The organism is Pseudomonas sp. 37 R 15, from assembly GCF_900004865.1.
GTDB classification, from domain to species: domain Bacteria; phylum Pseudomonadota; class Gammaproteobacteria; order Pseudomonadales; family Pseudomonadaceae; genus Aquipseudomonas; species Aquipseudomonas fluorescens_AM.
The window spans coordinates 245,120-262,879 of sequence record NZ_CVTV01000049.1 but is presented as its reverse complement, the minus strand read 5'-3'; the positions used below and the strand labels follow the sequence as shown (position 1 = coordinate 262,879).

Annotated in this window: 17 protein-coding genes; 7 read left to right on the top strand and 10 right to left on the bottom strand. The window is 61.9% G+C overall.

Annotation, left to right across the window (positions count from 1 at the left end):
• Window positions 1-64 precede the first annotated feature (64 nt).
• The 6 genes from BFQ04_RS16590 to BFQ04_RS16565 form a co-directional block, all read right to left on the bottom strand.
• Window positions 65-2,305, bottom strand: a complete 2,241-nt coding sequence (locus BFQ04_RS16590; protein ID WP_065951737.1) for a TonB-dependent receptor — start codon at window positions 2,303-2,305, stop codon at window positions 65-67.
• A gap of 158 nt (window positions 2,306-2,463) precedes the next feature.
• Window positions 2,464-3,441 carry a FecR family protein gene (locus tag BFQ04_RS16585; RefSeq protein WP_065951736.1) on the bottom strand — a complete coding sequence of 326 codons (978 nt, stop codon included), beginning with the start codon at window positions 3,439-3,441 and terminating at the stop codon, window positions 2,464-2,466.
• Entirely contained in the window at window positions 3,438-4,016 is a 579-nt protein-coding gene (locus BFQ04_RS16580; protein WP_065951735.1) for an RNA polymerase sigma factor, read from the bottom strand. The genes BFQ04_RS16585 and BFQ04_RS16580 overlap by 4 nt, the downstream gene beginning before the upstream one ends.
• Window positions 4,017-4,023: 7 nt before the next feature.
• Window positions 4,024-4,350, bottom strand: a complete 327-nt coding sequence (locus tag BFQ04_RS16575; protein WP_065951734.1) for a DUF3325 domain-containing protein — start codon at window positions 4,348-4,350, stop codon at window positions 4,024-4,026.
• Window positions 4,351-5,925 (bottom strand): PepSY-associated TM helix domain-containing protein, encoded by a 1,575-nt coding sequence (locus BFQ04_RS16570; RefSeq protein ID WP_065951733.1) that lies wholly within the window; start codon window positions 5,923-5,925, stop codon window positions 4,351-4,353.
• Entirely contained in the window at window positions 5,922-6,224 is a 303-nt protein-coding gene (locus tag BFQ04_RS16565) for a DUF3649 domain-containing protein (protein ID WP_065951732.1), read from the bottom strand. Before BFQ04_RS16565 ends, BFQ04_RS16570 begins: the two co-directional genes overlap by 4 nt.
• A gap of 170 nt (window positions 6,225-6,394) precedes the next feature.
• Between BFQ04_RS16565 and BFQ04_RS16560 the strand changes: the two genes are divergently transcribed.
• The 3 genes from BFQ04_RS16560 (at window position 6,395) to fecA (ending at window position 10,248) form a co-directional block, all read left to right on the top strand.
• Window positions 6,395-6,883, top strand: a complete 489-nt coding sequence (locus BFQ04_RS16560; protein WP_065894835.1) for a sigma-70 family RNA polymerase sigma factor — start codon at window positions 6,395-6,397, stop codon at window positions 6,881-6,883.
• Entirely contained in the window at window positions 6,880-7,821 is a 942-nt protein-coding gene (locus BFQ04_RS16555; RefSeq protein WP_065951731.1) for a FecR domain-containing protein, read from the top strand. The genes BFQ04_RS16560 and BFQ04_RS16555 overlap by 4 nt, the downstream gene beginning before the upstream one ends.
• Before the next feature lie 90 nt (window positions 7,822-7,911).
• Window positions 7,912-10,248, top strand: coding sequence for a TonB-dependent Fe(3+) dicitrate receptor FecA (gene fecA, locus BFQ04_RS16550; protein ID WP_065951730.1), 2,337 nt, complete (start codon window positions 7,912-7,914; stop codon window positions 10,246-10,248).
• A 150-nt stretch (window positions 10,249-10,398) separates the two neighbouring features.
• Here fecA and BFQ04_RS16545 read toward each other — a convergent pair whose 3' ends face one another.
• Window positions 10,399-11,271, bottom strand: coding sequence for a LysR family transcriptional regulator (locus BFQ04_RS16545; protein WP_065951729.1), 873 nt, complete (start codon window positions 11,269-11,271; stop codon window positions 10,399-10,401).
• Window positions 11,272-11,375: 104 nt separating this feature from the next.
• Between BFQ04_RS16545 and BFQ04_RS16540 the strand changes: the two genes are divergently transcribed.
• Window positions 11,376-12,887 carry an MFS transporter gene (locus BFQ04_RS16540; protein ID WP_065951728.1) on the top strand — a complete coding sequence of 504 codons (1,512 nt, stop codon included), beginning with the start codon at window positions 11,376-11,378 and terminating at the stop codon, window positions 12,885-12,887.
• Between the two features lie 52 nt (window positions 12,888-12,939).
• Here BFQ04_RS16540 and BFQ04_RS16535 read toward each other — a convergent pair whose 3' ends face one another.
• Window positions 12,940-13,350 (bottom strand): HPF/RaiA family ribosome-associated protein, encoded by a 411-nt coding sequence (locus BFQ04_RS16535; protein WP_016978251.1) that lies wholly within the window; start codon window positions 13,348-13,350, stop codon window positions 12,940-12,942.
• Between the two features lie 213 nt (window positions 13,351-13,563).
• A complete protein-coding gene (locus tag BFQ04_RS16530; RefSeq protein WP_065951727.1) occupies window positions 13,564-14,511 on the bottom strand; it encodes a LysR substrate-binding domain-containing protein in 948 nt (315 codons plus the stop codon).
• A 137-nt stretch (window positions 14,512-14,648) separates the two neighbouring features.
• On the opposite strand from BFQ04_RS16530, the gene BFQ04_RS16525 reads away from it, so the two are divergent.
• A complete protein-coding gene (locus BFQ04_RS16525; RefSeq protein WP_065951726.1) occupies window positions 14,649-16,025 on the top strand; it encodes an L-serine ammonia-lyase in 1,377 nt (458 codons plus the stop codon).
• 305 nt (window positions 16,026-16,330) lie between these two features.
• Complete coding sequence (locus BFQ04_RS16520; RefSeq protein WP_065885908.1) at window positions 16,331-16,648, top strand: DUF3509 domain-containing protein; 318 nt, start codon at window positions 16,331-16,333, stop codon at window positions 16,646-16,648.
• Here the strand turns inward: BFQ04_RS16520 and BFQ04_RS16515 are convergent.
• Entirely contained in the window at window positions 16,645-17,133 is a 489-nt protein-coding gene (locus BFQ04_RS16515) for a phosphate-starvation-inducible protein PsiE (RefSeq protein WP_057724703.1), read from the bottom strand. The genes BFQ04_RS16520 and BFQ04_RS16515 overlap by 4 nt on opposite strands.
• A gap of 313 nt (window positions 17,134-17,446) precedes the next feature.
• Here BFQ04_RS16515 and BFQ04_RS16510 point away from each other — a divergent pair, with 313 nt between their 5' ends.
• A complete protein-coding gene (locus tag BFQ04_RS16510; protein WP_065951725.1) occupies window positions 17,447-17,707 on the top strand; it encodes a YebG family protein in 261 nt (86 codons plus the stop codon).
• Window positions 17,708-17,760 lie beyond the last annotated feature (53 nt).

The following is a 17,760-nucleotide window of genomic DNA, read 5'->3' as shown; positions in this document are numbered from 1 at the left end:
CTATCTGTCGCTGATCCACCATAATCGGGAGCAAGCCCCTCCCACATTTGGTTTTGTGGTGACCTTAGAAGTTGGCTTCCAGGGACACCATCGCCGTCCGCTCTTCCCCCACGTTGTAATACGCCGTACTCGGTGCCAGCCCATTGACCGGTGCCGAGTTGAACGCCACGGTACGCGCCGAGCTCAAGTACTCTTTGTCGAACAGGTTAAGCATCGAAAACCGCAACGCGGCCGACTTGATGACCTTCTTGTCCACCGGCAGATAAATACCCGCGTTCAGGTCGAACACCGTGCGGCCCTCGATCTTTTCCTTGTTGGTCAAATCGCCATAGAAGCTGCCGACATACTTGCCCGCAATATTCCCGTAGAACCGCGAGTCGTCATAGCCGAAGACCAGGTTGAACATGTTTTGCGGCACGTTGGCCAGTTGCTTGCCCGAGGTGGGCAACAACACATTCTTGCTGAGCAAATCGTCCTTCTGTTCGGACTGGGTGTAGGTGTAGGACGCGTAGTAGTTGAAGTGGTTCGGCAGCAAACCACTCCACTCAAGTTCCAGGCCTTTGTTAGCGACACTGCCCACGTTGAGCACCATGTAGTCACCGCTGGCGTCGGTGGTCGACACCTGGCGATCCTTGAAGCTGATGTAGAACAGCGTCGCGCTCAATGCCATGTCGTCTTCGCTGTAGCGCCAGCCCAGTTCCTGGTTCCAGCTCAGTTCGGACTTGAGGCTCACCGAGTCGCCTTTGTTGTACAGCACGTAGTTGGGCGGGGTGCGCATATTGCGGGTGAGGTTGTAGAACGCCTGGTTGCGCTCGTCCACCTGATACTTGGCGCTGAAGTTGGGCAGGAACTGGTGGTAGCGGGTGTTACGTTTCTCCGGCTGGTCGTAGAGGCTGCCGAGGTTATTACCGTCACGCTCGACGTACTGGTAGGCCACACCGCCGACAAAACTCAGGTCCGGGGTGGCCTGCCAGCTGTCCTGAACCCAGAGTTTCTGTGCCGGAGTGACGGTGTAGTAGTGACGGCCTTGTACAGTCTTGCCGTTTTTATCGACCACCTGGCCACCGTCGTTGTAGTCGCCCCACACCTCATCAGGCGCGCCTTCGCCGTTGATCCCGATAAACGGCTGGGTCTGGCGCTGGCGTGCGCGTTCGTACCAGTAGCCGTAGTCCAGGCTGTGTTCCTCGTTGATGTCCCACTTCATCTTGGCGGTGAAGCCGGGACGCCAGGTCTCGGTCCATGAAGGGCGGTAATAGTTGGCCGATTGCAGGTTGCCCAGGTCGTAATTGCCGGCCTTGTCGGAGCGCGGCCCCAGGTTTGACGCGGTCTGGCCGCTGAAGCTGCCACCGTTGGCCCAGTAGTAATACGGCGTGAGCGTCAGCGACAGGTTGTCTTGCAGTTGCCAGCGCTGGGTCAGCGTGGCGTTGACGCTTTCAAAGGGGTTGCGGTTGAGCTTATAGGACGCAGATAACAAACCGGCCTTGTACACCGGGCTTTCGGCGTAGTCCTTGCGTCGTCCTTCAGTGTCGAACTGTGCCTTGCTCAGGCTGTTGTAGTTGTAGTTTTCCTGCTTGTTGTACTTGACCGTGGCCAGCGTGGAATTGCCATTATCCCCTTCGAACAGGCTGCTCCACTCGACCTTGTCGCTGCGCAGGGTGCCCTTGCCGCGCCATTTGTCGCCTTCCAGGTGAGACGCCGAGACCCAGGTCTTGAGGCCGCCGAAGTCACCGGTGTTGGCACGTACGAAGGTTTTGCGCAGCGCATTGGCACCGACGATCTGCTTGGCGAACACCCCGGCGTCCTGGGTCGGCCGAATCGTGATCATGCCGATATTGCCGCCGCTGGAGCCGATGTGCGGGCCATCCGCCTCGGAAGACCCTTGAGTGGCAAACACTTCAGCGAGGTTTTCCGGATCGCCCAATTGGTTGGAGTAAACGCTGTAGTTGCCCGAATCGTTGATCGGTACGCCGTCGACCGACACCCCAACCTGGTCGGAGCTCATTCCGCGCATGGTGAACGTGGTACCGCTGGTGCCGCTGGCGTCGTCGCTGGAAACGTTGATACCCGGCGTGTATTTGAGCTTGTCGATGGCGTTGGCGGTCGCCGGCATCTCGTCCATGGCCTCCTTGGTCACCGTCGACCGTGCCTTGGCGCTTTCCTCGCGGATCATGTGACCGTTGCCCAGGGTCTGCTTGCCGGCCACATTCACCGAACCGACGTCCTGGGAATCGTCCGCCAGACTCAGCGGCGCAAAACCGCCCAGGCCCGAGGCCAGGAACAGGGCATAGAGTTTGTTGTAGTTCACGTGTAGATCCCTTACTGACAATGCCCTGTTGAACGGGCAGATGTAGGTCGCTTCCTGACCACTTGTTCAGGAAACCCAGGATGATCCACGGCACGTGTAACCGTTTGGTGACAGGTTTTGGCGATTGCGATGAAGCTTCGGTGAACGGCGCGATGCGGCTAGCGCACTACGATCACGCGCCCCAACAGCGTGTGCTGCTCGAAGCCGAGGACCGCTTGCAAGGCCTTCAATACGGCGACAGGGTCGTTGCTTGGAAAGCTGCCGCTGACGCGTCTGGCGCCCATCTCATCATTGAGCAGGAGGATTCGGCCCGGGTAGTAACGCGCGAGGTCCCTGACCACCTCGGCCAGCGGCGCCTTGTAGTAATTGAGCCAACCCTCGCGCCAGGCCAGGCGTGATTCGCTGTCCACCGAATGCAGCGGCTCGGCTAGGCCGTCGGCGTAGGCCACTTGCTGGCCTGCCGTCAGAATTTGCTGCGCCCCCTGTGCGGACGGCGTTACGCCAACCCGGCCGGACAGCACTGTCACCTGGGCCCCCGCCGGTTGCAGGCGCACTTCGAACTGCGTGCCCAGCACCCGCGTTTCTCCATCGCCCGCCTCGACCACGAAGGGCTGGCCGGTGTGGACAACGCGGAAAAAACCGGCCCCGCGACGCAACTGGATATGCCGCTCGCCGTGGCTGAAATCCACGGCAATCGCGCTGTCGGCGTCGAGGGTGACGTGGGACTGATCGGCCAGGGTGACGGTCCTCACCTGCCCCGGCGCCGTCACGTAATCGGCGCCAAGGTCATCGACCCAACGAAACGGCTGCCAACCGGCGCCCATCGACACCATCAGCAACAAGCAGGCCGCCATGGCCAAGGCGCCGGCCCCGCGCACCAGGCGCGAGCGGCTGGAACGGCTCATCGCATTGAGGTAGCCCTGCAAGGCCTGTGCGTCTTCGCCGGCCAAGGTGCGTGCCGGGACTTCGCTCAACTCCCACAGCACCTGGGCCTGGGCGTAGGCCTGGATATGGGCGGGGTCGGCCCGCAGCCATTGGCTGAAGGAGGCTTGATCGCCGCTGCCGGGCTGGTCGTGCAGCCGGCTCAGCCAGTCGAGCGCGGCCTGTTCCTGGGCGGGCGTGGGGGTGACGTTCACGGTGCTTTCCCTGGCGTACGTGGGACTGACGGTTCGCGCAGGCTCGCCTTGCACGCTTGCAGGGCACGCATCATATGTTTTTCCACGGCGCTTTGGGACAGGCCCATGGCCTTGGCGATCTCTGCGTATTTGCGCCCGTGAATGCGGTTGAGCAGGAAAATCTGCCGAGTGCGCTCGGGCAGACTGCGCAAGGCGGCTTCGACATGCCGCAGGTCATTGCCCGCTTCGAGAGCCGCCTGGGGTTCGCAGCCCTGGTTGTCCTGTTGCTCCGGCAACCAGCCCTCATTGCTGCGCACGCGGGCGCCTTCGCTGCGCAAATGGTCGATGGCGATATTGCCGGCGCAGCGCAGCAGGTAGGTGCTGAGCTCTTCGACCTGCACCAGCGGGCGGCGCCAGAAGCGCAGGAACAGGTCCTGTACCAGATCAGCCGCAGTGGCGCGGCAACCGACGCGGCGGCTGACCAATGCCTCCATCTGTGAACGCTGGGACAGGAACACCTGCAGGAAATGCGCACGTCCACCGGCCGCGTCCGGGTGCGAACTGTCTTGGGGTCTGGGCGGGGGACTGATGGTCATGGGCAGCTCAGAAAAGGCCGAATGCCGCGAGAGGGCTGGCCAGCAGGCCGACGCCCGCGAGGACCAAGGCCAGCCGTGGCCGGTACGGCAACAGCAGCACCAACAGCAAGGCGCTGAGCATCAACACCGCGCACCACTCCACCAGGCCCCGGCCCCAACCGGTGGCGGCCACCGCCGGCCAGACCGACAGGGTCAGCAGCAACCAGCCGGCCGCACGCAACCCCAGGCGCCGTGCAGGCGTCGGTTTGCTGCGCAGCAGCTCGCCGTGATGACGGTCGGTGGCCAGGCACAGCGCGGTAAACCCGGCGTAGCACAGCAGCAGCGCGAGCAGCATTCAGCCGGCCTCCTGCTTGAACGCCAATGCACGCGCGCGCTCTGCCTTGGGCTGCAACGCGGCGCGGCGCTGCATCTTCCAGGCTGCCCATCCGAGGAAAAGACCGCTGGCCAGGCACGTCAGGTCGAAGCCGGCCATGGCCCAGTCGCCGCTCATCAGCGAAGTGCCCAAGTGATACGGCGTAGTCAGCGCGTTAATCAGCGGGATGGCCACAAACAGCAGCGCGCCCAGGCTCAACTGCTCGACCCAGCCCTGACGACCGCGCCGCAACGTGGCATGGACCAGGCTCAGGCCCCAGGCAATAAAGAAGCCTCGCACTTCCCAGTCGGAACGTTCGGCCACGCTCACCGGCAACAGTCGATTGGCCCAGAAAAACGCCGCGATGGCGATCATCAGCCCCGACATGCTGGCGATATTCAGTACCTCCACCAACCGCAGTTCAAAGGGCATCACACCGGTTTTTATGTGTTTGAGCTGACGCTTGCCCAGCCATATCACCAGGCCTGTGCCGATCATCGCCGTGCCTGCGAGGCCGCAGATGAAATACAACCAACGCAGCACCGGGCCGGCGAAATGGCCCATGTGCAAGCCGTAGAAACTGCCACCGATAACCGACGGCAAGGACGGCTCACCACTGACCCGCAGCAACTGGCCCGTGGTGCCGTTGAATGAAACGGTGCTGCCGAAATCATGCACCACGCTGTCGGAGCCGGCGCGGAATATATTCACCGAGGCGTTGACGTCGCTTGGATTATTCACCGCCAGGCGCCCGACAGGCCCACCCGCCCACTGCTGCCGCGCCTGCTGGTACATCGGCCACAACGGCAGCAACGTGCCCGGCTGGCCGAGTGCGGGCGCATTATCGGAACTGGGAAATACTTCATTGAAGAAGGCACGGCTGTCATTGCCATAGGAGGCCACGATCGGCGCCGGCATCACCATGCTCATGAAAATCACCAGGCTGCTGTAGGTGATCATCAGGTGAAACGGCAGCACCAGCACGCCCACCGCGTTGTGCCCGTCCAGCCAGGAGCGCTGGCCTTTGCGCGGGCGGAAGGTGAAGAAGTCCTTGAAGATTTTCTTGTGGGTAATGATGCCGGTGATCAGCGCGACGAACATCACCATGGCGGCGAGGGTCGACAGCCAGCGGCCCCATGGGTAAGGCATTTGCAGTTGGAAGTGGAAGCGGTAGAAGAATTCACCGCCCATGCTTTCGCGGGCCTGGACCGCTTGGCCGCTGATCGGGTCGAGGACTTTCTGGATGAAGTTGCCGCGCTTGCCGGGGTCGACCTTGTCTTGCCACATCACCGACAGGCCGGGGTCGCGGCGGGTGGGCAAGGTAATGAACCAGCGCGCGGCAGTGGGCGCCTGTTGCTGCAGGTAGTCTTGGGCCACGGCGAGACTGCGCGCGTCGTCCATCGGATGGGCCTGGACTTCGGGCTGCATCCAGTGGGTTATTTCATCCTTGAAATAGGCCAGGGTGCCGGTCAGGAAAATCGCAAACAGCAGCCAGCCGAAGATCAACCCAGCCCAGGTGTGCAGCCAGGCCATGGCTTGGCGAAAACCCTCTTTCATGTGCGCACCACCCAGAACCCAATGCCCGCCAGTGTGGCCAACAGCGCGCTCGGCAGCATCACCCCGGCCCACGCGCGCCACGCGGTGCGGCAGGCAAAACACCAGAGCACCGCCAGCAGGTAGAACACGAATGAACTCATCATGCCGACGATCACCGCGTCGGCGCGCGCCGTCGGCAGCCACAGCGCAAGACAGATAGCGGCCAGGGAGGCCATCAGATAACCGCCGACCACAGCCGCCAATACGCGCGAAGTAACGGCAAGGCGATAAGAGGCGGGGAGTGAGGTTTTGCTTTTCATGCGGCAGGCGCCAAGTTCATCAGCGCGCAATATTAATGATAAATATTCTCATAAGCAAAAGAGAACGGATGAATCACCTGCTCGGGTCGATTGCCGAACCGTGTTTGCGGCCCTACAATGCGAACAATTCTTGTTCTCTAAAGCATGCCGATGCTGATGGAGTGATCACGTTGCCGCCGTCCAACACCGTCGAAGTTTTGTACAACGACCATCACCACTGGCTCACCGGCTGGTTGCGACGCAAGCTCGGCTGCCCGCAAAGCGCCGCCGACCTGGCGCACGACACCTTCATCCGGGTGCTCAGCGCGCGGGAAGCGCCAACGCTGATCGAACCGCGCGCCTTTCTCACCACGGTCGCCAAACGTGTGCTGTTCAACTACTACCGTCGCCAGGACCTGGAACGCGCCTACCTCGACGCCCTGGCGCAAATGCCCGAGCACGTGGCGCCGTCGGAAGAAGACCGTGCAATCATCCTGCAAACCCTGGTGGAACTGGACCAACTGCTCGACGGCCTGCCGGTCCAGGTCAAACGCGCCTTCCTGCTGGCCCAGCTTGATGGTCTGACCTACGCGCAGATCGGCGCGCAACTGGGCATTTCCATCGCCACGGTCAAGCGCCACCTGCATAAAGCCGCCCTGCGCTGCTACTTCGCCCTATGAACGTCTCGACCCAGGTTGCCGAACAGGCCGTGCACTGGTTGTTGCAAATGCAGCAAGGCACGCTTGACCCACGCCAACAGGCGGCCTGGCAACAATGGCTGCAGGCGCACAGCGAACACCAGCGCGCGTGGGACCAGATCCAGCGCGTCAACCAGCGCCTGCGCGGCCTGCCTTCGCCCCTGGCGCACGCAGCGTTGAATGCACCGAAGTCCACCAGCCGGCGCCAGGCGCTGAAGCTGCTGTTGATTCTCGGCGCGGGTTCGGCGGCAGCCTGGAGCCTGCGCCAGCAACACATTTTGCCGCCGTTGACGGCGGACTACCGCAGCCCTGTCGGCCAGCGTCGCAGTGTGCCGTTGGCCGACGGCAGCCAATTGCAGCTCAACACCGGCAGCGCGGTGGATGTGCATTTCGATGGCCAGCAGCGACTGATCCGCCTGCTCGAAGGTGAAATCCTGCTGACCGCCCGCGCAGGTGCCACGCCGCTGCGCGTGCTGACCGGCCAGGGCTTGCTCAGCAGCCAGGCGGCGCGCCTGAACGTGCGTCAGTTCAATGACCATACCCAATTGGCAGTGCTCGATGGCCGTGTCGACGTGATGCCCAACAGCTACAGCGGCCTGCCACTGATCGTGAACGCCGCGCATCAGGTCAATTACACCCGCAAAGGCTGGGACAGCCCGCGTCCTGTCGACGCCAACAGCGGCGCATGGGCCGACGGCATGCTGGTGGCCGCGCACATGCGCCTGGAAGATTTCCTCGGCGAACTCGGGCGCTACCGCCGTGGCCAGCTCAATTGCGACCCGCAGGTGGCAAACCTGCTGCTGTCCGGCAGTTATCCGCTGGATGACAGCGAACGCATTCTCGACCTGCTGGAAGTCAGCCTGCCGGTAACCGTGCGGCGCTTTACCCGCTATTGGGTGACGGTTCAGGCCCGTGCGTGAAATGGTTTGAAAAACGCTGAGCCGTTTTCCAACCCTCGCGTGACAGAGAAGGAAAGCCACCTTGATCCTTCCTTCTCAGGACACCCCTTCATGCCCCTGCAACCGACCCTTCTTGCCCGTACCCTGCGCCAACTCCTGCTCGGCGCCAGCCTCAGCCTGGCGGTGCTGCCCCCGGTGATGGCGGCCGACACCAAGGCCTATCACATCGCGCCGACAAGTCTGGAGGCGGCCCTGAACCAGTTCGGCCGCGAAGCCGGGGTGCTGGTGTCCTTCGGTTCCGAGGTCACTGCCGGTTTGCAAAGCCCCGGTTTGGCGGGCAACTACAGCACCGCCGAAGGCCTGAACACACTGCTGGAAGGCAGTGGCCTGCAAGCCCGCGCCGAGGGCGACAATGCCTACAGCCTGCAACCGGCTGGCGTCCCGGCCACCCTCGAGTTGCAAACCTCCAACGTGGTCGGCGACTGGCTCGGCGATGCGGCGCAGACCAACGTGTTCGAGCATCCCGGCGCCCGTGACGTCATCCGCCGCGACGAATTCGAGCGCCAGGGCGCGACCCAGGCGCGCGACGTGCTCAACCGCATCCCCGGCGTCAATGCCCCGGACAACAACGGCACCGGCAGCCATGACATGGCGCTGAACTTCGGCATTCGCGGGCTCAACCCACGGCTGGCATCACGCTCCACGGTGTTGATGGACGGCATTCCCGTGCCCTTCGCACCCTATGGCCAGCCGCAACTTTCGTTTGCACCGATCAGCATGGGCAACATGGACGCGGTGGACGTGGTGCGCGGCGGCGGCGCGGTGCGCTACGGCCCGCAGAACGTCGGTGGCATCGTCAACTTCGTGACCCGTGCGATTCCGGATGCGCCCACCGTCAAAGGCGGCCTGCAGACCGAAACCAGCCCGTCCTCCAGCCACGATGGTTTCAAGACCACCGGCAACCTGCTGGCCGGCGGCACCGCCGACAATGGCCTGGGCGGCGCACTCCTGTACTCCGGCACCCGTGGCGGCGACTGGCGTGAAAACAGCGACACGCGCATCGACGACCTGATCCTCAAGGGCAACTACCAGCTGGATGACGCCAACAGCTTCAACGCCATGGCGCAGTACTACGACGGCGAGGCCGATATGCCTGGGGGCTTGAACGTCAAGGACTACAAGGCCGACCCGTACCAGTCGACCCGCCCCTACGACAAGTTCTGGGGCCGCCGCACGATGTTCAACGTCGGCTACCGCTACGAGCAGGATCGCCGTGAATTCACGGTCAACAGTTTCTTCACCAAGACCCTGCGCAGCGGTTACCTCGATCAAGGCAACTTCCTCTCGCTGTCACCCCGCGAGTATTGGGTACGTGGCCTGGAAACCCGTCTCGCCCAAGGCTTCGACCTCGGCCCCACCACCCACGAAGTCGGCGTCGGTTACCGCTACATCAACGAAGCCGGCCACGAGTTGCGCTACCGCACGCCGATTGCCGCCAACCAGCAACTGCCGACCACCGACAGCCGTAACGACCGCGACACCCGTGGCGGCACTGAAGCCAATGCGTTCTTCATCGACGACCGTATCGATATCGGCAAGTGGACGATCACACCGGGCATCCGCTACGAAATGATCAAGTCCCAACAGACCAACAACCTGAGCAACGTCAACTACAAAGGCGACTACAACACCGCGCTGCCGGCGTTGAACGTGCTCTATCACCTCACCGACGACTGGAACCTCTACGCCAACACCGAAGGCTCGTTCGGCAGCGTGCAGTACAGCCAGATGCCCAACCGCGTGAACAGCGGCGAAGTGAAGCCGGAAAAAGCCCGCACCTGGGAGCTCGGCACGCGCTATGACAACGGCAGCCTGCGCGCGGAAATCGGTGCGTTCCTGATCAATTTCGACAACCAGTACGACAGCAACCAGACCAACGACACGGTGATCGCCCGCGGTGAAACGCGGCACCAGGGCATCGAGTCGAGCATCAACTATGCCCTCGACGGCGTGAGCCCGGCGCTGGCGGGCTTCGATGTGTACGCCACCTATGCGTATGTCGACGCGACCATCCGTGAAGACGGCCCGAACAAAGGCAATCGCGTGCCCTTCTCCTCCCGGCACAAAGGCACCCTCGGCGTGGGTTACACCGAAGGCCCGTGGAAGCTCAACCTGGACAGCAGCTACCAGAGCAGCCAGTTCGCTGACAACGCCAACACCCAGGCCGAAAGCGCCGACGGCGCGAACGGACGCATCCCCGGCTACATGCTGTTCAGCAGCCGCGCAGCCTACGACTTCGGCCCGCAGCTGTCGGACTTGAACGTCGCGGTCGGGGTGAAGAACATCTTCAACAAGCAGTACTACACGCGCTCGTTCGACGATAACAACAAGGGCAAGTACGTGGGTGAGCCGCGCACGGTGTATGTGCAGACGTCCATCGCGTTCTGACTGGAATCTGCAGAACAAAACAGAACCAACTGTGGGAGGGGGCTTGCCCCCGATTGCAGTGGGTCAGCTAAAGATAAGCTGACTGACACACTGTCATCGGGGGCAAGCCCCCTCCCACATTTGATCCTCAGTGTGTTCAGGATTCGGGTTCTAACTGCCCGCCAGGCAACTGGGCGTGGCCGCGACCAGCGCATCAATGGCGCATCGTGTTTTGGCCGGCATGTGCGGCGCCGTCGGCCAGATCACATGGATGGGGGCCGGCTGCTCGCGATAGTCGGGCAGTACCGCCTCCAGTTGCCCGCGCAGCGCATAGTGGGCAATCAACCAGCTCGGTAACCAGGCCAGGCCCACGCCTGCAATCGTCGCATCGGCCACAGCCTGGAGGTCGTCCAACACCAGGGGCGTGACCAGCCGCGAGCGATGGACGTTATTGCTGCGGTAAGCAATGCCGCGATGAGCCGCCAATTCCTCGATATGTTCAATTCGCCCCCTGCGTTGCAGGTACGCCGGTGACGCCGCCAATCCCATGACTTGCTCCCCCAGACGCCGCGCACTCAGGCGGTCGGTATCCGGCAACGGGCCGATACGCACGGCAATATCGAAGCCTTCCTGCGCCAGATCGATCATGCGGTCGGAGAAGCAAATGTCGATCTCAAGGTCCGGATAACGCTCCATCAAGCCCCACAGGGCAGGCCCGGCATAGTGGTGACCAAACGCCAGCGGCAAACTGGCGCGCAAGCGCCCGCGTGGCTGCTGACGGCCGCTTTCCAGCACGGACTCGGCCGCCTCCAGCTCCGCCAGCGCGCGCAGACAGTGCTCGTAGTACGCCTGCCCATCCTCGGTCAGACGCTGGCGGCGCGTGGAGCGTTGCAACAGGCAGGTGCCCAGGCGCGCTTCAAGCCGCGCCAGGCCCTTGCCCACCGCCGAGCGCGTGAGGTTCAGCCGCTCGGCGGCGGCGCTCAGGTTGCCGCTTTCGACGATGTGCAGAAACAGTTCGACGCCATCGAAACGTGGGGTGGGCATGGTGGATTGTCGCCTTTTAATCCCCTATCAAGGGAAAAGTTATCGCAAATAAAGAACCCTATTCCCGAGAGAATAACCCCTCCCCCTCTCTTAAGGAACTGCGTATGCCACCTGTCGCCGCTCTATCGGCCCTCAGCCCAGCGCATGCCGCCAGAAACGGCCTGGCGCTCACCGCCGTGTGTCTGGTGGCCCTGATGTTCGGCCTGGAAATCTCCAGCGTACCGGTCATCCTGCCCACCCTTGAACGCGAATTGGGCACCGGGTTTCAAGATGCCCAGTGGATCATGAATGCCTACACCCTGGCCTGCACCAGTGTACTGATGGCAGCGGGCACCCTGGCCGATCGCTTTGGCCGCCGACGCGTGCTGGTGCTGTGCCTGTGGGTGTTTGGCCTGGCCTCGCTGGCCTGCGGGCTGGCCAACGACGCGTCAATGCTGATCGTGGCGCGCTTCGTCCAGGGCATCGGTGCCGGCGCGATGATGATCTGCCAGTTCGCGATTCTGTCGCACTTGTTTCGTGAACCGGCGGCACGCGCCCGGGCCTTCGCAATCTGGGGCGTGATTGCCGGCGTAGGCCTGGGATTCGGGCCGATGGTCGGCGCGCTGATCCTGGCAGTCGCGGATTGGCGCTGGGTGTTTCTCGCGCACGTGCCGCTCACCCTGTTCACCCTGGTGCTGTTGCGCATCAGCGTGCAGGAATCCCGCGACCCGGCCGGCCATCGCCTCGACATAGCCGGCATGTTGACCTTGACGCTGTCGGTGTTCGCCCTGGTCTACTTCATCACCCAGGGCACCGAGCACGGCTTCGCCACACCGGCCATGCTCGGCTGGGCGGGCCTGGCGCTGGTGGCGTTGCTGCTGTTCATCGTGGTTGAAAAGCGCAGTGCCCATCCGATGTTCGATTTCTCGGTGTTTCGCATCCAGCGCTTCAACGGTGCACTGATGGGCTCGATCGGCATGAACTTCAGCTTCTGGCCATTCATGATCTATCTGCCGCTGTATTTCCAGGCGGGCCTGGGCTACGACACCCTGACCACCGGCGGCGCCCTGCTCGCCTACACCTTGCCGACCTTGCTGGTGCCACCGCTGGCAGAACGCCTGGCCCTGCGCTACGGCGCCGAACGCATTATCCCGGTGGGCCTGGCGACCATGGGCGCAGGGTTTCTGGCGATGGCCGCGGCCAATGTCGCCGCCCAGCCACACACGCTGCTGGTACTGCTCAGTTGCGTGATGGCGGGCACTGGCCTGGCGCTGACCAATTCGCCCACCACCAACACCACCACCGGCGCCGTCTCGGCTGATCGCGCGGGCATGGCCTCGGGCATCGACTTCAGCGCCCGGCTGATCACCCTGGCGCTCAATATCGCGCTGATGGGCCTGGTGCTGTTACTGGGGATCGGCCATTACCTGGCCGAGGTACTGCCGCCAGGCACGGCAATGGATTGGCCGGCCCTCAGCCAGCACCTCGCGGCGGGCAAGCTGGACACACGGGGATTGGCGTTCAGCGATGCCCAGGCAGCTCTGCGCAACGGCGCCGGCTGGGCCATGCTCTTTGCAGGGTTGGGTGCTTGCGGGCTGGCGATGCTTAGCGGGTTTTTCTTTCGCCAGCGCAGGTAAACGAAAACGGGCCTGCTCGCGCAGGCCCGTCTTCAATGAAAGTCAAAAACCGTCAGCCGTTGAATACGGCACGTTCTTTTTCCAGAAACTCCTGTTCAAGCTCATCTTCATTGACTTTGGTGGTCGGCTGGTTTTTACCGGCAGCGCGGGGCTTGCCTTGCAGTTTGCCGAACAGATGTTCCAGCGCGTGATCGAGCTTGGTGGCTGCGCCATCGATCGCCTGTTCCAGCGTATCGGCCTTGTGTAGCACCGAAAGCGGTTGGTGGCCTTTTGGCCGAGCCTCCAGACGGCAACTTAAATCGTGGGGACCGGGCTTGTCGCCGTTCTCATCCCGCAGGTAGACCTCCACACGGGTCAGGTCTTCTTCATAACGTTCGAGCGTGCTCTCAATGGTGGTACGTACCCACTCCTCCAGTCGGATGCTGCTTTCAATATGGTTATCGCTATTGACTTGGATTTGCATAGTTCTTCCCTTATTTCAGCTAGCTCGCCAGAGATCACAAACTGCAACACCGGGGTGGTGAAACCATGACCTCTTGATTACACAATTGAGCACCTGCTGAAACATTTCAACCCCTTTGCAAAGATAAATCCCACATTACAAATTAACCCTGACGACGGGCAAAAACGCTGGTAGGGTGGGGAGTTAGTTACAACTTCTTACGTCCAGTTTTCCTCACGATTGCCCCGCTCCCAACGGGTGCAGGGCGCGAAAAATCCCCGCTTCTTCCACTAGCCAGTCGTGCACCGCCCGCACGCCGGGGTGACTCAATGCACCCGGCGCATACAGCAGCACGTAGCGTTTATGGTTGGGCACGGCCAGGCCGAACGGCACGATCAGCGTGCCGCGTTCCAGCTCATCATTGAGCAAGGTGCGCCGTGCAATGGCCACACCCATGCCGGCAATGGCGGCTTCGATGGTCAGGTGGTTGCGGTTGAAGGTGTGCCCGCGACGCACATCGGCATCGGGGTAACCGATGGCATTCAGGTAGAACTCCCACTCGGCATACTCAAAACTCCCACGCCAGGCGGTGATGTCGTGCAGCAACGGAAAGTGGGCAAGGTCGGCGGGGCCATGCAATGGCGGCCGGCCACGCAACAGGCTGGGGGCGCACACCGGAAATATCTGCTCATCCAACAGGGCTGTGGATAACAAGCCGGGATAGCTGCCATCGTTCAAGTCGATGGCCAGGTCGAAGTCGCCCTCATGCAGCGCGACGCTGCTGTCTTCGGCAACCATGCGCAACTGAATGTCCGGAAAGCGTTGCTGCAAGCGTGGCAGGCGCGGGGTCAGCCACTTGCCGAGAAACGACGGGATCGAGCGCAGGCGCAAGGTGCCACTGATCATCCCCGCGTCCAGACGCTGCAATTCGGCGTCGATGCTGCCATAGGCCTCCCCTACCACTGTCGCCAGGCGCTGCCCTTCGGCGCTGAGCTCCACACCCCGTGCGCGGCGGTGAAACAGTCTGAAGCCCAGGCGCTCTTCCAACTGACGGATCTGCTGACTCACCGCGCCCGGCGTGATGTGCAATTCCTCGGCGCAGCGGGTGAACGAAAGGTGCCGCGCAGCGCAAGAAAAAACATGCAGCCAGACATAGGTCTGGCCATGAAGGGGCCGGGTCATAGCGTTTAGTCCTGCTAAAGGGTGTCTTAGGATAATTCGTTGGTCAGCGCCGATCCAGAGGCTCAGTATCGCGCCAACTCCGCCTGCTCTACAAAACATGGCAGCGATGTCCACTCCATTGCTTGTAAGGCTTTAGCATGGCTATCAGCGTTTTCGATCTATTCAAGGTGGGCATCGGCCCGTCCAGCTCTCATACCGTCGGCCCGATGCGGGCTGCCGCGACCTTTGCCCAGGCACTGGCCGACCAGCAGTTACTCAGCCAGACCCGGCGCGTCGAAGTGCGCTTATACGGTTCGCTGTCCGCGACCGGTGTCGGCCACGCCACTGACCGCGCCTGTGTGATGGGTTTGATGGGCGAATGGCCGGATCAGGTCGACCCCACCTCGATCAACGCGCGCATCCAGCAACTGCGCGAGTCCGGCCAGTTGTTACTCGCCGGCCGACAGGCCATTGCCTTCGACTGGCACACCGACCTGCTGCTGCTCGATGAAAGCCTGCCCTACCACCCCAACGCCATGTCCCTGCACGCCTACGGCGACGGCGGTCTGTTGAGCGAGCAAACCTACTATTCGGTGGGCGGTGGTTTCATCATCGAAGCGGCCGAAGCCGCATCGGGCATAGCGCCGACCAGCGATGTGCAATTGCCCTACGACTTTTCCAGCGCCGTTGAACTACTGGCCTTGTGCAACAAGCACGGCCTGCGGGTTTCGGAATTGATGATGGCCAACGAACGCGCCTGGCGCAGCGACGAAGCCATCCGCAGCGGCCTTCTGCATATCTGGTCGGTAATGCGCGAGTGCGTGGAACAGGGCCTGCGCGATGAGGGCATTCTGCCCGGTGGTTTGGACGTGCCGCGTCGCGCTGCGAAATTGCACCGCAGCCTGCTGGAAATCGGCAAGCCCAATGTCATCACGTCAACCTTGTCGGCCATGGAGTGGGTCAACCTGTTCGCCCTCGCCGTCAACGAAGAAAACGCCGCCGGCGGGCGCATGGTCACCGCACCGACCAATGGCGCGGCGGGGATCATCCCTGCCGTGCTGCATTACTACATGAAATTCAATGCCGACGCGTCTGACGATGACGTGGTCAATTTCTTCCTGGCCGCCGCCGCCGTCGGCATCCTCTGTAAAAAGAACGCCTCGATCTCCGGCGCCGAAGTCGGCTGCCAGGGCGAAGTGGGCTCGGCTTGCGCCATGGCCGCTGCAGGGCTGGCGGATATCCTTGGCGCCACCCCCGAACAGTTGGAAAACGCCGCCGAAATCGGCCTGGAACACAACCTCGGCCTGACCTGCGACCCCGTCGGCGGCCTGGTGCAGGTGCCGTGCATCGAGCGCAACGCCATCGCGGCCGTCAAAGCGATCAACGCCACGCAAATGGCCCTGCGCGGCGACGGCAAGCACTTCATTTCCCTCGACCGGGTGATCCGCACCATGCGCGATACCGGCGCCGATATGCATGACAAGTACAAAGAAACGTCGCGGGGCGGCCTGGCGGTCAGCTGGGTGGAGTGCTGATTGCGCCGTCTGCGATCGTTTTCTCCGTGCTGCCCTGAAACAGGTCACTTCCCCCAAGCACAACGCAGTTCAAATGTGGGAGGGGGCTTGCCCCCGATAGCGGTCTTTCAGCCAAGTATTCATTGGCCGATGCACCGCCATCGGGGGCAAGCCCCCTCCCACATTTCGAACCCCGCGACTGTACGGCACGCCCCTTGCTGTAGAGCTTTTGAGGAAAACGGACTTTGGCCGGTGGTCAGGCAACGCGAACTATTCCCGACACCGGTCGTCAATGACTGCATGTTCTTATCAGGCGGTAACGCACCATGGACAACCCTTTTCAGATCATCACCGACACTTTCAGCCCACAATACCGCGTCAACCTGAGCATCCAGCGGCTGGACGGCAGCATCATGCTCACCCTCTCCGATGACGGCGGCGTAGTGGCCAAGCGCATGATCAGCGCCGAACAACGCAACGACCCGCAACGGCTCAAGCGCCTGGTGCAAAGCATCCAGTTCGGTATTGCCATCGAGCAGGGTCACAGCGCCATGGAAATCCTGGCGGTGATGACGGATGGGGACAATCACAAGCTGTTGCAGCGGCCGCCCACCCGTCACCTGCCTTTCAGCGTCGGGCTTTAAAGCTCGCCCTTCTCGGTTTCCAGGCTCGCCTCGCCCTTGCGACGCGGGCCTTCGACTTTCACCGAAGGAAACGCCGACGACGCATAGCGCACCACCAGAATCGCGAAGGCCAACAGCAGAATCCCGCCGCACAAGTAGATAATGCCTACGTCAGGCGGGTTGTGATGGGACACGTTGGAAATCAGCAGCCGCGTCAGCGCCGTGATGGCCACGTAGATCAGGAAGCGCACGGGCATGTGGTTGGTCTTGAAGTAAATCCCGACCATGGCGCCCAATTCCAGGTAGATGAACAGCAGCAAGATGTCATCGATCTTGATGTGCCCGTTCTCCAGCATCCCCAGAAATTCCATTACCGCCGCCCAGGCGGTCACTGCACCAATGGCGAACAGCGCCAGGTAATGGAACGACTCCACAAACAGATTGCCCAGCGACTCGGCCAGCCCATGGACTTGCTGGCGCAGCTTTTCGGCCCAGTTGATTTTCACGATGTTGCTTCCTTAGGTCGGTGCGACCGGATAATGCGGGGTGGAGGTGACGGTTGTTCTGCTTGCAGGAAAAAGGCCAGCGCTGGGGAATAAGATGGTGGCCGTCTGACACGAGGCACTTATTTCACCCAGCTCGTTCCCACCCTCCGCGCGGGAATGATCGAACCGGTTAAATTTCCGGTGTAGCAACACCCCATTTCCCAACTACATTAAAAACCTGCTATCCAAACCCCGGCGTTTGGCTTATGCTTTTAGCTGTATATAAATACAGTAGTCGAAAAGACAACTATCGTGAAGGCATGTGAGGTGGTGAATGGCCGTCGAAGTGGTATACCGCAGCAGCCGAGATCAGGAGCGTTTGTTCATGAATAAAGCCGAAGCTGACGCTCATGACAAGATGCTTGAACTCGCTGAGTTGCTGGCAGAAGTGTTGCAAAAAGCCGTGCCGTCCTTGAGCGAGCAGCAGGTGGAAGAAGCCGGGATCTATATGGCGAAGAACCGCGATGTGTTTGCCAAGGCGTTCAAGAGCCAACCGGACGCGCTGTCCGAGTTGTTGAACGCGGTGGCGGAATAAAGCCCGAATTGAACAGGCCCTGAATCATCGACTCAGGGCCTTTTTAATTTAAG

What these genes read in the sequence shown, in the direction of transcription:
- BFQ04_RS16580 (WP_065951735.1), bottom strand. Translation starts at nt 4,016, where the DNA reads ATGACCATCAGTCCCCCGCCCAGACCCCAAGACAGTTCGCACCCGGAC.
- BFQ04_RS16575 (WP_065951734.1), bottom strand. Translation starts at nt 4,350, where the DNA reads ATGCTGCTCGCGCTGCTGCTGTGCTACGCCGGGTTTACCGCGCTGTGC.
- BFQ04_RS16570 (WP_065951733.1), bottom strand. Translation starts at nt 5,925, where the DNA reads ATGAAAGAGGGTTTTCGCCAAGCCATGGCCTGGCTGCACACCTGGGCT.
- BFQ04_RS16565 (WP_065951732.1), bottom strand. Translation starts at nt 6,224, where the DNA reads ATGAAAAGCAAAACCTCACTCCCCGCCTCTTATCGCCTTGCCGTTACT.
- BFQ04_RS16555 (WP_065951731.1), top strand. Translation starts at nt 6,880, where the DNA reads ATGAACGTCTCGACCCAGGTTGCCGAACAGGCCGTGCACTGGTTGTTG.
- fecA (WP_065951730.1), top strand. Translation starts at nt 7,912, where the DNA reads ATGCCCCTGCAACCGACCCTTCTTGCCCGTACCCTGCGCCAACTCCTG.
- BFQ04_RS16545 (WP_065951729.1), bottom strand. Translation starts at nt 11,271, where the DNA reads ATGCCCACCCCACGTTTCGATGGCGTCGAACTGTTTCTGCACATCGTC.
- BFQ04_RS16540 (WP_065951728.1), top strand. Translation starts at nt 11,376, where the DNA reads ATGCCACCTGTCGCCGCTCTATCGGCCCTCAGCCCAGCGCATGCCGCC.
- BFQ04_RS16535 (WP_016978251.1), bottom strand. Translation starts at nt 13,350, where the DNA reads ATGCAAATCCAAGTCAATAGCGATAACCATATTGAAAGCAGCATCCGA.
- BFQ04_RS16530 (WP_065951727.1), bottom strand. Translation starts at nt 14,511, where the DNA reads ATGACCCGGCCCCTTCATGGCCAGACCTATGTCTGGCTGCATGTTTTT.
- BFQ04_RS16525 (WP_065951726.1), top strand. Translation starts at nt 14,649, where the DNA reads ATGGCTATCAGCGTTTTCGATCTATTCAAGGTGGGCATCGGCCCGTCC.
- BFQ04_RS16520 (WP_065885908.1), top strand. Translation starts at nt 16,331, where the DNA reads ATGGACAACCCTTTTCAGATCATCACCGACACTTTCAGCCCACAATAC.
- BFQ04_RS16510 (WP_065951725.1), top strand. Translation starts at nt 17,447, where the DNA reads ATGGCCGTCGAAGTGGTATACCGCAGCAGCCGAGATCAGGAGCGTTTG.